The sequence below is a fragment of the Pseudomonas sp. MF08875 genome (assembly GCF_059862525.1).
Genome location: NZ_JCBCUW010000080.1, coordinates 1 through 14,089, shown reverse-complemented (window position 1 = coordinate 14,089; position 14,089 = coordinate 1). Strand labels below are relative to the sequence as shown.

The 14,089-nt window shown below is 63.1% G+C and carries 10 protein-coding genes; all 10 read left to right on the top strand.

Annotated elements, in window-relative coordinates; translation table 11 throughout:
- Positions 1 to 388 precede the first annotated feature (388 nt).
- Positions 389 to 1,816 (top strand): arginine-ornithine antiporter, encoded by a 1,428-nt coding sequence (arcD, locus tag AC19YT_RS27130; RefSeq protein WP_095106703.1) that lies wholly within the window; start codon positions 389 to 391, stop codon positions 1,814 to 1,816.
- 33 nt (positions 1,817 to 1,849) lie between these two features.
- Positions 1,850 to 3,106: an arginine deiminase gene (gene arcA, locus AC19YT_RS27125; protein WP_095106701.1), complete on the top strand. Its 1,257-nt coding sequence runs from the start codon at positions 1,850 to 1,852 to the stop codon at positions 3,104 to 3,106.
- An 82-nt stretch (positions 3,107 to 3,188) separates the two neighbouring features.
- Positions 3,189 to 4,199: an ornithine carbamoyltransferase gene (locus AC19YT_RS27120; protein ID WP_095106699.1), complete on the top strand. Its 1,011-nt coding sequence runs from the start codon at positions 3,189 to 3,191 to the stop codon at positions 4,197 to 4,199.
- Between the two features lie 160 nt (positions 4,200 to 4,359).
- Positions 4,360 to 5,289 (top strand): carbamate kinase, encoded by a 930-nt coding sequence (gene arcC / locus AC19YT_RS27115; protein WP_500611318.1) that lies wholly within the window; start codon positions 4,360 to 4,362, stop codon positions 5,287 to 5,289.
- A 56-nt stretch (positions 5,290 to 5,345) separates the two neighbouring features.
- A complete protein-coding gene (locus AC19YT_RS27110; RefSeq protein ID WP_095106697.1) occupies positions 5,346 to 5,720 on the top strand; it encodes a DUF5064 family protein in 375 nt (124 codons plus the stop codon).
- 166 nt (positions 5,721 to 5,886) lie between these two features.
- The gene (gcsR, locus tag AC19YT_RS27105) at positions 5,887 to 7,395 is read left to right on the top strand and encodes a transcriptional regulator GcsR (RefSeq protein WP_095106695.1); all 1,509 of its coding nucleotides are present in this window, start codon (positions 5,887 to 5,889) and stop codon (positions 7,393 to 7,395) included.
- A 322-nt stretch (positions 7,396 to 7,717) separates the two neighbouring features.
- On the top strand, positions 7,718 to 8,101 hold the full coding sequence (gene gcvH / locus AC19YT_RS27100) for a glycine cleavage system protein GcvH (protein ID WP_095106694.1): 384 nt from the start codon (positions 7,718 to 7,720) through the stop codon (positions 8,099 to 8,101).
- Between the two features lie 11 nt (positions 8,102 to 8,112).
- Positions 8,113 to 10,965: an aminomethyl-transferring glycine dehydrogenase gene (gene gcvP, locus AC19YT_RS27095; RefSeq protein ID WP_500611317.1), complete on the top strand. Its 2,853-nt coding sequence runs from the start codon at positions 8,113 to 8,115 to the stop codon at positions 10,963 to 10,965.
- 103 nt (positions 10,966 to 11,068) lie between these two features.
- Entirely contained in the window at positions 11,069 to 12,445 is a 1,377-nt protein-coding gene (locus AC19YT_RS27090; protein ID WP_095106691.1) for an L-serine ammonia-lyase, read from the top strand.
- Between the two features lie 40 nt (positions 12,446 to 12,485).
- Positions 12,486 to 13,610 carry a glycine cleavage system aminomethyltransferase GcvT gene (gene gcvT, locus AC19YT_RS27085; RefSeq protein WP_500611316.1) on the top strand — a complete coding sequence of 375 codons (1,125 nt, stop codon included), beginning with the start codon at positions 12,486 to 12,488 and terminating at the stop codon, positions 13,608 to 13,610.
- Positions 13,611 to 14,089 lie beyond the last annotated feature (479 nt).

Sequence of the window (14,089 nt, the reverse complement as noted above, 5' to 3'; positions counted from 1 at the left end):
AGTCAGCTGCCGGTAATGCGTAGTCATCTGCGCTTGAATCCTTCGGTGTGAGAGCCTGGATTCTACCGGTGGCTGGCTCTCTGCCTCTCGTTTCAAGCGTTGCGCTTATTCTATGAATTCAGGACGGACAAAAGAAAAAGCCTCTGGAAAAGTTTGCACATTAGGAAAAAGGGTCTAAGTTCAACTCGCACGGCAATAGGATCCATTCCTGTTTTATCGTTGCCGAGGCCTCTGCAAAAGGCTTCTCGGGTACGCGATGGTATACCCGCAAAAGCACCTAACTCCCTAATTCACAATGGAATGTACCAATGCACTGATCTAAGTCAGTTGTTTGAAATAGCGCTGGATCTACGCTGTAGCCTCTCTTCTCCCGCATTGGAGTCATGCAATGTCAGAATCTCCCGGAAAACTTCGATTAGGCGCCTTAGTGGCACTTGTAGTCGGCTCGATGATTGGCGGCGGGATCTTTTCACTGCCCCAGAACATGGCCGCCAGTGCCGATGTGGGCGCAGTACTAATTGGCTGGGTTATTACCGCCATCGGTATGTTGACCCTGGCCTTCGTGTTCCAGACCCTGGCCAACCGCAAACCCGACCTCGATGGCGGCGTATATGCCTACGCCAAGGCCGGTTTTGGCGACTACATGGGCTTCTCCTCGGCTTGGGGCTACTGGATCAGCGCCTGGCTGGGCAACGTCGGCTACTTCGTCCTCTTGTTCAGCACCCTGGGCTACTTCTTCCCGATATTTGGCGAGGGCAACACCCCGGCGGCGGTCATCGGCGCTTCGGTATTGCTGTGGGCCGTGCACTTTCTGGTGCTGCGCGGCATCCGCGAGGCGGCGTTCATCAACCTGGTGACCACCGTCGCCAAGATCGTGCCGCTGGTGCTGTTCGTGTTGATCGCGGTGTTCGCGTTCAAGCTGGAAATCTTCACCGCTGACATCTGGGGCGTGAAAAACCCGGACCTGGGCAGCGTGATGAACCAGGTGCGCAACATGATGCTGGTCACCGTGTGGGTGTTCATCGGCATCGAAGGCGCGAGCATCTTCTCATCGCGGGCGGAAAAACGTTCGGACGTGGGCAAGGCCACTGTGATCGGCTTCATCACCGTGCTGCTGTTCCTGATGCTGGTGAACGTGCTGTCGCTGGGCATCATGACCCAACCGGAATTGGCCAAGCTGCAAAACCCGTCGATGGCCGCCGTGCTGGAGCACGTGGTCGGGCATTGGGGTGCGGTACTGATTAGCGTGGGCCTGATCGTCTCGCTGCTCGGTGCACTGCTGTCCTGGGTGCTGTTGTGTGCAGAGATCATGTTCTCCGCCGCCAAAGACCACACCATGCCGGAGTTCCTGCGCCGCGAGAACGCCAACCACGTGCCGGCCAACGCCCTGTGGCTGACCAACGCCATGGTGCAGATCTTCCTGGTCATCACCCTGTTCTCGGCCAGTACCTACCTGTCGCTGATCTACCTCGCCACTTCGATGATCCTGGTGCCTTACCTGTGGTCGGCGGCCTATGCGGTGTTGCTGGCGGTACGCGGCGAGACCTATGAAAAAGCCCTGGCCGAGCGCAAGAAAGACCTGATTATCGGCTCCATCGCCCTGATCTACGCGGTCTGGCTGCTTTATGCCGGCGGCGTGAAATACCTGCTGCTCTCCGCCCTGCTGTATGCCCCTGGCGTGATCCTGTTCGCCAAGGCCAAGCATGAGCTGGGCAAACCGATTTTCACCTCTGTCGAGAAGCTGATTTTCGCCGCAGTGGTCATTGGCGCCCTGGTGGCGGCCTATGGGCTCTACGACGGCTTCCTGACTTTGTAAGTAAGTAATCTCTTGTTAACTGGAGGATCTGTAATGACCACGGAAAAAGTTAAGTACGGCGTACATTCCGAAGCCGGCAAACTGCGCAAAGTCATGGTGTGTTCCCCAGGTTTGGCCCACCAACGCCTGACCCCCAACAACTGCGACGAACTGCTGTTCGACGACGTGCTGTGGGTGGCCCAGGCCAAGCGCGACCACTTCGATTTCGTCACCAAGATGCGTGAACGCGATATCGACGTGCTGGAAATGCACAACCTATTGACCGACATCGTCGCCATCCCCGAAGCCCTGGACTGGATCCTGGAGCGCAAGATCACCGCCAACCAGGTTGGCCTGGGCCTGGTCAACGAAGTCAGCTCCTGGCTGCGCAGCCTGGAGCCGCGCAAAGTCGCCGAGTTCCTGATCGGCGGCGTATCGGCCGATGACCTGCCCAACAGCTTCGGTGGCAAAACCATCGAGATGTTCCGCGACTTCCTCGGCCACACCAGCTTCATCCTGCCGCCGCTGCCCAACACCCAGTTCACCCGCGACACCACGTGCTGGATCTACGGCGGGGTGACCCTCAACCCGATGTACTGGCCGGCCCGCCGCCAGGAAACCCTGCTGGCCAGCGCCATCTACAAGTTCCACCCGGAATTCACCAACGCCGACTTCCAGATCTGGTACGGCGACCCGGACCAGGAACACGGCAACGCCACGCTCGAAGGCGGCGACGTGATGCCCATTGGCAACGGCGTGGTCCTGATCGGCATGGGCGAGCGCTCTTCGCGCCAGGCCATCGGCCAACTGGCGCTGAACCTGTTCAAGAACAAAGCCGTGGAACGGGTGATCGTCGCCGGCCTGCCAAAATCGCGCGCCGCGATGCACCTGGACACCGTGTTCAGCTTCTGCGACCGCGACCTGGTCACCATCTTCCCCGAAGTGGTCAGCCAGATCGTCGCCTTCAGCCTGCGCCCCGATGAAAGCAAACCCGGTGGCATCGACGTGCGACGTGAAGACGCAAGCTTCCTCGACACCGTGGCCCAAGCCCTGAACCTCAAGGCCCTGCGCGTGGTCGAGACCGGCGGCAACAGCTTCGCCGCCGAACGCGAACAGTGGGATGACGGCAACAACGTGGTGGCCCTGGAGCCAGGCGTGGTGATCGGCTATGACCGCAACACCTACACCAACACCCTGCTGCGCAAAGCGGGCGTGGAAGTCATCACCATCAGCGCCGGCGAACTGGGCCGTGGCCGTGGCGGCGGCCACTGCATGACCTGCCCGATCATCCGCGACCCGATTGACTATTAATTAACCACTGACTCTGCCTGCTTGCCGCTGCCCCCACGAAGGGCCTCGGCAAGTGGATGACCTAAACCCAAGGAGAATCCTCATGGCGTTCAACATTCATAACCGCAACCTGCTGAGCCTGGAACACCACACCCCTCGCGAGTTGCGCTACCTGCTGGACCTGTCCCGCGACCTCAAACGCGCCAAGTACACCGGCACCGAGCAACAACACCTCAAAGGCAACAACATCGCGCTGATCTTCGAGAAAACCTCGACCCGCACCCGATGTGCCTTCGAAGTGGCCGCCTATGACCAAGGCGCCAACGTCACCTACATCGACCCGAACTCCTCGCAGATCGGCCACAAAGAAAGCATGAAGGACACCGCCCGCGTACTGGGGCGCATGTACGACGCCATCGAATACCGTGGCTTCAAGCAGGAAATCGTCGAAGAACTGGCCAAGTTCGCCGGCGTTCCCGTGTTCAACGGCCTGACCGACGAATACCACCCCACCCAAATGATCGCCGACGTGCTGACCATGCGTGAGCACGCCGACAAGCCGATCCACGACATCAGCTACGCCTACCTGGGCGACGCCCGCAACAACATGGGCAACTCGCTGCTGCTGGTGGGTTCCAAACTGGGCATGGACGTGCGCATCTGCGCGCCAAAAGCCCTGTGGCCGGCCGAAGACCTGGTGGAACGCTGCAAAAAATACGCAGAAGAAAGCGGTGCCCGCATCACCCTGACTGAAGACCCGAAAGCCGCGGTCAAGGGCGTGGACTTCATCCACACCGACGTCTGGGTCTCCATGGGCGAGCCTGTTGAAGCCTGGGCCGAGCGCATCGAGCAACTGCTGCCCTACCAGGTCAACGCTGATCTGATGAAAGCCACCGGCAACCCGCGCACCAAGTTCATGCACTGCCTGCCGGCCTTCCACAACAGCGACACCAAAATCGGCAAGCAGATCGCCGAACAGTACCCGCACCTGGCCAACGGCATCGAAGTCACCGACGACGTGTTCGAATCGCCCGCCTGCATCGCCTTCGAGCAAGCGGAAAACCGCATGCACACCATCAAGGCGATCCTGGTTTCGACGTTGGCTGATCTGTAAACGGCTCGTTCGGCCCACCCTGGCGCAACACCGCCAGGGTGGGAGCGAGCCCGCTCGCGATGGGGCCATGCCAGCCTTAATCCCGGTTGAATGCTCCCGCCCTATCGCGAGCAGGCTCACTCCCACACCAGCCTCGCTCCTACCTACAAGGACAACTCCCATGCGTATCGTCGTAGCCCTGGGCGGCAACGCCCTCTTGCGTCGTGGTGAACCCATGACCGCAGACAATCAACGCGCCAACATCCGCATCGCCACCGAACAAATCGCCAAGATCCACCCCGGCAACCAACTGGTAATTGCCCACGGCAACGGCCCACAAGTGGGCCTGCTGTCGTTGCAGGCTGCGGCTTACACCCAGGTTTCGCCTTACCCGCTGGACGTGCTCGGCGCCGAGACCGAAGGCATGATCGGCTACATCATCGAACAGGAACTGGGCAACCTGCTGGACTTTGAAGTGCCGTTCGCCACCCTGCTCACCCAGGTGGAAGTCGACGCCAACGACCCGGCCTTCCAGAACCCGACCAAGCCCATCGGCCCGGTCTACAGCAAGGCCGAAGCCGAGGCCCTGGCCGCGGAAAAAGGCTGGGCCATCGCCCCCGACGGCGACAAGTTCCGCCGCGTGGTGGCCAGCCCAAAACCCAAGCGCATCTTCGAGATCCGCCCGATCAAGTGGCTGCTGGACAAGGGCAGCATCGTCATCTGCGCGGGCGGCGGCGGCATTCCGACCATGTATGGTGAAGACGGCAAGCTCAAAGGCATCGAAGCGGTGATCGACAAAGACCTGTGCTCGGCCCTGCTGGCCGAACAGCTCGAAGGTGACCTGCTGGTGATCGCCACCGACGTCAACGCCGCGTTCATCGACTTTGGCAAGCCAACGCAAAAAGCCATCGCCCAGGCCCACCCCGACGAGATCGAAAAACTCGGCTTCGCCGCCGGCTCCATGGGGCCCAAGGTGCAAGCGGCCTGCGACTTCGCGCGCAACACTGGCAAAGTCGCGGTGATCGGTTCACTGTCGGACATCGAAGCCATCGTCCAGGGCACCGCCGGCACCCGCATCAGCACGGCCACCCCGGGCATCACCTATAAATGAGTAAAACCGGGCCGGCCCATCGCCGGCCCATCCCAGCCTTGTCAGGAGAGACGCCAATGGCCACGTTCGAGCCAGGTCATCTGCATATCCATCGTGCACCGCTGCAACCCGGCGATTTCGGCTACGACATCAAGATTGACTACGAAGTCGTCCAAAGCCCCAAGGATGGCGCCTCGATGCAGTTCACCATGCACGGCAACATCATCGGCAAGGACCGCGTCAGCCGCGACTTCAAGGAGCAATTCACCCTGCCCCGGGATCTGGCGTACAACTTCGCCAGCGAAGCCTTCCACATCGCCGAAAAATACGGCGTGCCCCACGAAGCCGACATCCGCTCGATGCACAACTACTACGACCGCATGTTCAGCGACGTGCAGGCACAGCTACGGGTAAAACCCGGCGACCCGGTAAAGCCTGAACATCTGGAATAAAGCCTGTGTGGGAGCGGTCTACCCCTGATGCATCAGGTGCCTGAACCACCGCCATCGCGAGCAGGCTCGCTCCCACAGTCAGTGATCGCACTCTTGGGGTTTCACCTCCCGCCCCAGCCCAAGGCATACTGGCCGCCTCCCGCCAGCCAGAAACCTCAGCCGCCCCATGCGTATCCACGTCAGCTTCATCGACCGCGTCGGTATCACCCAGGAAGTCCTGGCCCTGCTCGGCGGGCGTAATCTCAACCTGGATGCGGTGGAAATGGTGCCGCCCAACGTCTACATCGACGCCCCCACCCTCAGCCCCCAGGTGCTGGATGAGCTGCGCGAGGCGCTGTTCAACGTGCGCGGCGTGCAAGCGGTGACGGTGGTCGACATCCTCCCTGGCCAGCGCCGGCATTTGCAGCTCGACGCCCTCCTCGCCGCCATGACCGACCCGGTGCTGGCCCTGGACAGCGCTGGCGTGGTGCTGCTGGCCAACCCGGCGCTGATCGCCCTGTATGGCCGCGAGCCGGCGGGGCAAAGCGTGGCGCAATTGTTCGACGACGCCAGCCTGCTCGCCAGCCTGCTGGAACAGGGCTTTCGCCTGCCGCTGCGCGAAATCACCCTCAACGGCCAGACCCTGCTGCTGGAGGCCACGCCCATCACCGACGCCGGCGCCCTGCTGACCCTGTACCCGCCCAACCGCATCGGCGAACGGCTCTCGGCCCTGCACCACGACCACGCCGAAGGCTTCGATGCGCTGCTGGGCGACTCCCCGGCGATCCGCACCCTCAAGGCCCGTGCCCAGCGGGTCGCGGCCCTCGATGCACCGCTGCTGATCCAGGGCGAAACCGGCACCGGCAAGGAACTGGTGGCCCGCGCCTGCCATGCCATCAGCACCCGCCACGGCTCGCCGTTTTTGGCCCTCAACTGCGCCGCGCTGCCGGAGAACCTGGCCGAGAGCGAACTGTTCGGCTACGCCCCCGGCGCCTTCACCGGCGCCCAGCGCGGCGGCAAACCGGGGCTGATGGAGCTGGCCAACCAGGGCACGGTGTTCCTCGACGAAATCGGCGAAATGTCGCCGTACCTGCAAGCCAAGCTGCTGCGCTTTCTCAATGACGGCAGCTTCCGCCGCGTGGGCGGCGACCGCGAGGTCAAGGTCAATGTGCGCATCCTCAGCGCCACCCACCGCGACCTGGAAAAAATGGTCAGCGAAGGCACCTTCCGCGAAGACCTGTTCTACCGCCTCAACGTACTCAACATCGAAGTGCCGCCCCTGCGCGAGCGCGGCCAGGACATCCTCCTGCTGGCGCGCTACTTCATGCAGCAGGCCTGCGCGCAGATCCAGCGCCCGGTGTGCCGCCTCGCCCCGGGCACCTACCCGGCGCTGTTGGGCAACCGCTGGCCGGGCAACGTGCGGCAACTGCAAAACGTGATCTTCCGCGCCGCCGCCATCTGCGAAAGCAGCCTGGTGGACATCGGCGACCTGGACATCGCCGGCACCTCCGTGGCGCGCCAGGGCGACAGCGAGGTCGATAGCCTGGAGCAGGCCATGGAAGCCTTCGAGCGCAGCCTGCTGGAGAAGCTCTATGTCAGCTACCCTTCCACCCGGCAACTGGCCAACCGCTTGCAAACCTCCCACACCGCCATCGCCCATCGGCTGCGCAAGTATGGAATTGCCGCAAAGGGCTGATACGCGCCCGCTTGCTAAAGGGCGCAGCCAAAAACGACCTCCGCCGTACTGAAAACGCTACAGCGGAACGATATCGATACACGCCGCTTCCGTAGCCGTATCCCAAGGCTTTGATCCTCATAAGCTTTTTTCTTTCCCAACAGCTGTAGCGGTTTCGCTACAGCACTGGCTTCTCGCTTATCGCCAGCGATCTCCAACCTATTGTTTTATAAGGCAATAAAACTATTGGCCGCATTCTTGCTATGGGCTTTACCCATCGGCTCGGCCCTGCACGAGCATTCAATCGGCGTCCACCAGACGATTCTGGCCCTAAGGAGTTTCCATGAGCGAGTTGCGGTTTACTGAAGATCACGAATGGCTGCGCACCGAAACCGACGGCAGCGTGACCGTTGGCATCACGCCGTTCGCCCAGGACGCGCTAGGGGACGTGGTCTACGTACAATTGCCCGAGCTGCAGCACTACGACAAAGGCGCCGAAGCCTCCACCGTCGAATCGGTCAAGGCAGCCAGCGGCGTGTACATGCCCCTGAGCGGCGAAGTGGTTGCAGTGAACGCGGCCCTGGAGGCCAACCCAGAGCTGGTCAACGAGGCCCCACAAGGCGCAGGCTGGTTCTTCCGCTTTATCCCGGCCAACGCGGGCGAGGTCGGCCAGTTGCTCGACCAGGACGCCTACGACCGCTTGATTAAAGCCAACGCCCAAGCCTGAGGAGCGCCGCCATGACTGAAGTCAACCTGAGCACCGCCAACGAATTCATCGCGCGCCACATCGGCCCGCGCCAGGGCGACGAGCAAGCCATGCTCAACAGCCTGGGCTTCGATTCCCTGGAGGCCCTGAGCGCCAGCGTGATCCCCGACAGCATCAAGGGCACCAGCGTGCTCGACCTGCCGGCCGGGCAGAGCGAAGCCGATGCCCTGGCCGCGATCAAGGCCATCGCCGCCAAGAACCGACTGTTCAAGACCTACATCGGCCAGGGCTATTACAACTGCCACACGCCGTCGCCTATCCTGCGCAACCTCCTGGAAAACCCGGCCTGGTACACCGCCTACACGCCTTATCAGCCGGAAATCTCCCAGGGCCGCCTCGAAGCGCTGCTCAACTTCCAGACCCTTATCAGCGACCTCAGCGGCCTGCCGATCGCCAACGCCTCGCTGCTGGACGAAGCCACCGCCGCCGCCGAAGCCATGACCTTCTGCAAGCGCCTGAGCAAGAACAAAAACAGCCACGCGTTTTTCGCCTCCCACCATTGCCACCCGCAGACCCTTGACGTGTTGCGCACCCGCGCCGAGCCGCTGGGCATCGACGTGGTGGTCGGCGACGAGCGCGAATTGACCGACGTCAGCGCCTTCTTCGGCGCCTTGCTGCAATACCCGGCCAGCAACGGCGACCTGTTCGACTACCGCGCACTGACCGAACGCCTGCACGCCGCCAACGCCCTGGTGGCGGTGGCCGCCGACCTGCTGGCCCTGACCGTGCTGACCCCGCCGGGCGAATTCGGCGCCGACGTGGCCATCGGCAGCGCCCAGCGCTTTGGCGTGCCACTGGGCTTCGGTGGCCCGCACGCGGCGTACTTCGCCACCAAGGACGCCTTCAAGCGCGACATGCCGGGCCGGCTGGTGGGGGTCTCCGTGGACCGCTTCGGCAAACCGGCCCTGCGCCTGGCCATGCAAACCCGCGAGCAACATATCCGCCGCGAGAAAGCCACCAGCAACATCTGCACCGCCCAGGTGCTGCTGGCCAACATCGCCAGCATGTACGCGGTGTACCACGGCCCCCAAGGCTTGACCCAGATCGCCCTACGCATCCATCACCTGACCGCGATCCTGGCCCAAGGCCTGAGCGACCTGGGCGTGGCCGTGGAGCAAAGCGCCTTCTTCGACACCCTGACCCTACACACCGGCGCCCGCACCGCTGCCCTGCACGAACAGGCCCGCGCCATGCGCATCAACCTGCGGGTGATCGACGGCGAACGCCTGGGCCTGTCGCTGGATGAAACCACCGGCCAGGCTGACGTCGAGACCCTATGGCGCCTGTTCGCCGGCGACCAGCCGCTGCCGGGCTTCGCCACCCTCGCCGCCAGCGTGGCCAGCCGCATTCCCGGCGAGTTGCTGCGCCAGTCGCCGATCCTCAGCCACCCGGTGTTCAACCGCTACCACTCGGAAACCGAGCTGATGCGCTACCTGCGCAAACTCGCCGACAAGGACCTGGCCCTGGACCGCACCATGATCCCGCTGGGGTCGTGCACCATGAAACTCAACGCCGCCAGCGAAATGATCCCGGTGACCTGGGCCGAATTCGGCGCCCTGCACCCCTTCGCCCCCGCCGACCAGAGCGCCGGCTACCAGCAACTGACCGATGAACTGGAAACCATGCTCTGCGCGGCCACCGGTTACGACGCCATCTCGTTGCAACCCAACGCCGGCTCCCAAGGCGAATACGCCGGGCTGTTGGCGATCCGCGCCTACCACCAGAGCCGTGGCGAAGCGCGCCGCGACATCTGCCTGATCCCGTCCTCGGCCCACGGCACCAACCCGGCTACCGCCAATATGGCCGGTATGCGCGTGGTGGTCACCGCGTGCGACGAGCGCGGCAACGTGGATATCGAAGACCTGCGAGCCAAGGCCATCGAGCACCGCGAACACCTCGCCGCGCTGATGATTACCTACCCCTCCACCCACGGCGTGTTCGAGGAAGGCATCCGCGAAATCTGCGGCATCATCCACGACCACGGCGGCCAGGTGTACATCGACGGCGCCAACATGAACGCCATGGTCGGCCTCTGCGCCCCGGGCAAGTTCGGCGGCGACGTATCGCACCTGAACCTGCACAAGACCTTCTGCATCCCCCACGGCGGTGGCGGCCCGGGCGTCGGCCCAATTGGCGTCAAGGCCCACCTCACGCCGTTCTTGCCGGGCCACGCGGCCATGGCACGCAAGGAAGGCGCGGTGTGCGCGGCGCCGTTCGGCAGCGCCAGCATCCTGCCGATCACCTGGATGTACATCCGCATGATGGGCGGCGAAGGCCTCAAGCGCGCCTCGCAACTGGCGATCCTCAACGCCAACTACATTTCCCGGCGCCTGGAGGAGCACTACCCGGTGCTCTACACCGGCAGCAATGGCCTGGTGGCCCACGAATGCATCCTCGACCTGCGCCCGCTCAAGGACAGCAGCGGCATCAGCGTCGATGACGTGGCCAAGCGCCTGATCGACTTCGGTTTCCACGCCCCGACCATGTCGTTCCCGGTGGCCGGCACCTTGATGATCGAGCCCACCGAAAGCGAATCCAAACAAGAGCTGGACCGCTTCTGCGACGCCATGATCCGCATCCGCGAAGAAATCCGCGCGGTGGAAAACGGCACCCTGGACAAGGACGACAACCCCCTGAAAAACGCCCCCCACACCGCCGCGGAAATCGTCGGCGAGTGGAGTCACCCCTACAGCCGCGAACAAGCGGTGTACCCGGTGGCGTCCCTGGTGGAAGGCAAATACTGGCCACCGGTGGGGCGTGTCGATAACGTCTTCGGCGACCGCAACCTGGTGTGCGCCTGCCCCTCCATAGAAAATTACGCGTAAGGCAGCCGTAAGCGACAGGCCCCAAGCTGCACGTTAAGAGCCCACCCGCTCTGACTTGCCGCTTGAAGCCTGCCGCTAACCACTGCTCCCCCAGGAGCCCCCCATGTCCTTAAGCGTGTTCGACTTATTCAAGATTGGCATCGGCCCTTCCAGCTCCCACACCGTCGGCCCGATGCGGGCGGCGGCGCGGTTTGCCGAAGGGCTGCGCCGCGATGGCCTGCTGGCGGCCACCGCGTGCGTCAAAGTCGAGTTGTACGGCTCCCTCGGGGCCACCGGTAAAGGCCACGGCAGCGACAAGGCCGTGTTGCTGGGCCTGGAAGGCGAGCACCCGGACAGCGTCGACACCAACACCGTCGCCGCACGCCTGCACGACATCCGTGCCAGCGCCCGCCTCAACCTGCTCGGCGAACACAGCATCGCGTTCAACGAGAAAGAACACCTGGCCATGATCCGCAAGCCCTTGGCCTTCCACCCCAACGGCATGATCTTTCGCGCCTTCGACAGCGCCGGCCTGCAAATCCGCAGCCGCGAGTATTACTCCGTGGGCGGCGGTTTCGTGGTCGATGAAGGCGCCGCCGGGGCCGACCGCATCGTCGAAGACACCACGCCCCTGACCTTCCCCTTCAAAAGCGCCAAGGACCTGCTCGGCCACTGCGCCACCTATGGCCTACCCATCAGCCAGGTGATGCTGGCCAACGAAAGCGCCTGGCGCCCGGAGGCCGAGACCCGCGCGGGGTTGCTCAACATCTGGCAAGTGATGCAGGACTGCGTCGCCGCGGGGTGCAGCAACGAAGGCATCCTGCCCGGCGGGCTCAAGGTCAAGCGCCGCGCCGCCGCGCTGCATCGGCAGTTGTGCCAGAACCCGGAGTCGTCCCTGCGCGACCCGCTGTCGGTGCTCGACTGGGTCAACCTTTACGCCCTGGCGGTCAACGAAGAAAACGCCAACGGCGGGCGCGTGGTCACCGCGCCCACCAATGGCGCGGCGGGCATCATCCCCGCCGTGCTGCATTACTACATGCGCTTTATCCCCGGCGCCAACGACGACGGGGTGGTGCGCTTTCTGCTCACCGCCGCCGCCATCGGCATCCTCTACAAGGAAAACGCCTCCATCTCCGGCGCCGAAGTGGGCTGCCAGGGCGAGGTCGGCGTGGCCTGCTCCATGGCGGCCGGGGCCTTGTGCGAAGTGCTCGGCGGCAGCGTCCAGCAAGTGGAGAACGCCGCCGAGATCGGCATGGAACACAACCTGGGCCTGACCTGCGACCCCATCGGCGGCCTCGTCCAGGTGCCGTGCATCGAACGCAACGCCATGGGTTCGGTCAAGGCCATCAACGCCGTACGCATGGCGTTGCGCGGCGACGGCCAGCACTTCGTCTCCCTGGATAAAGTCATCCGCACCATGCGCCAGACCGGCGCCGACATGAAAAGCAAATACAAGGAGACCGCCCGTGGCGGTCTGGCCGTGAACATCATCGAGTGCTGAGGGCCGCCACGCCCATCCGCGCATTTTTCAGGAGCTGCACATGTCCACCCAAACCCTGTTGAAAACCCCGCTGCACACCCTGCACCTGGAACTCGGCGCCCGCATGGTGCCGTTCGCCGGCTACGACATGCCGGTGCAATACCCTCTGGGCGTGATGAAAGAACACCAGCACACCCGCGAACAGGCCGGGTTGTTCGATGTGTCCCACATGGGCCAGATCCGCCTCACCGGCGCCAATGCCGCCAGAGCCCTGGAAACCCTGGTGCCGGTGGACATCCTCGACCTGCCGGTGGGCATGCAGCGCTATGCCATGTTCACCAACGAAAACGGCGGCATCCTCGACGACCTGATGGTGGCCAACCTGGGCAATGACGAGTTGTTCCTGGTGGTCAACGCCGCCTGCAAGGACCAGGACCTGGCGCACCTGCGCCAGCACATCGGCGAGCAATGCCAGATCGAGGCACTGTTCGAGGAACGCGCCCTGCTCGCCCTGCAAGGCCCGGCAGCGGTCAAGGTGTTGGCGCGCCTGGCCCCTGAGGTGAACAGCATGACCTTCATGCAGTTCGCCAGCCTCAAGTTGCTGGGCGTGGACTGCTACGTCAGCCGCTCGGGTTACACCGGTGAAGACGGCTTCGAGATTTCCGTACCCGCCGCGAACGCCCAGGCCCTGGCCCGCGCCCTGCTGGCCGAGCCGCAAGTCGAAGCTATCGGCCTTGGCGCCCGCGACTCCCTGCGCCTGGAGGCCGGCCTGTGCCTCTACGGCCATGACATGAACGCCCAAACCACGCCCATCGAAGCGGGCCTGTTGTGGGCCATCTCCAAGGCCCGCCGCGCCGACGGGCCGCGTGCCGGTGGTTTCCCCGGCGCGGCGGCCATCTTCGCCCAGCAGCGCGACGGCGTGAGCCGCAAGCGCGTGGGCTTCCTGCCCCAGGAACGCACACCGGTGCGCGAAGGCGCCGAGATCGTCAACCGGGCGGGCGACAGCATCGGCACCGTGTGCAGCGGCGGCTTCGGCCCGACCCTCGGTGGGCCGCTGGCCATGGGCTACGTGGACAGCGCCTACCTGGCGCTCGATACCGTCGTTTGGGCGATTGTGCGAGGCAAGCAAGTACCTATGGTGGTAAGCAAGATGCCCTTTGTTCCACAACGCTACTACCGTGGTTGATTGACTGTTTCTATAAGTAACGCGGTTGCGTAACAGTGCACTAATCTGTAACGCAACCGCCATAAAACAGTGCACACAAGCGCTCACTATTTCGATAGTGAACTTTGCTTATAACCTACGAAAACAATTGAACAGCACTATCGAATAAACCCACCGCACTCATTGACCTGGCTCAAAGCCCAGCAAAAACGGGCTCCTTGAGGGGGTTGTCTTTTCTCCATTAGTTGGCGTAGAGTTCGCGAACTGTGTTTGCATGGGTCGCTTAGAACCGTGACCTGGGCAGTAGCCATAAGTTTGCTACAACCCGTTCGACGTCTCTTACTTTCCTGCAACCAGCCCCAGTGCTCTTTCCTGCCTGAATTCATAGAATAAGCGCAACGCTTGAAACGAGAGGCAGAGAGCCAGCCACCGGTAGAATCCAGGCTCTCACACCGAAGGATTCAAGCGCAGATGACTACGCATTACCGGCAGCTGACTCA

Coding starts and splice junctions, on each gene's coding strand:
- AC19YT_RS27120 (WP_095106699.1), top strand. CDS start 3,189: ATGGCGTTCAACATTCATAACCGCAACCTGCTGAGCCTGGAACACCAC.
- arcD (WP_095106703.1), top strand. CDS start 389: ATGTCAGAATCTCCCGGAAAACTTCGATTAGGCGCCTTAGTGGCACTT.
- AC19YT_RS27110 (WP_095106697.1), top strand. CDS start 5,346: ATGGCCACGTTCGAGCCAGGTCATCTGCATATCCATCGTGCACCGCTG.
- arcA (WP_095106701.1), top strand. CDS start 1,850: ATGACCACGGAAAAAGTTAAGTACGGCGTACATTCCGAAGCCGGCAAA.
- AC19YT_RS27090 (WP_095106691.1), top strand. CDS start 11,069: ATGTCCTTAAGCGTGTTCGACTTATTCAAGATTGGCATCGGCCCTTCC.
- gcsR (WP_095106695.1), top strand. CDS start 5,887: ATGCGTATCCACGTCAGCTTCATCGACCGCGTCGGTATCACCCAGGAA.
- gcvP (WP_500611317.1), top strand. CDS start 8,113: ATGACTGAAGTCAACCTGAGCACCGCCAACGAATTCATCGCGCGCCAC.
- arcC (WP_500611318.1), top strand. CDS start 4,360: ATGCGTATCGTCGTAGCCCTGGGCGGCAACGCCCTCTTGCGTCGTGGT.
- gcvT (WP_500611316.1), top strand. CDS start 12,486: ATGTCCACCCAAACCCTGTTGAAAACCCCGCTGCACACCCTGCACCTG.
- gcvH (WP_095106694.1), top strand. CDS start 7,718: ATGAGCGAGTTGCGGTTTACTGAAGATCACGAATGGCTGCGCACCGAA.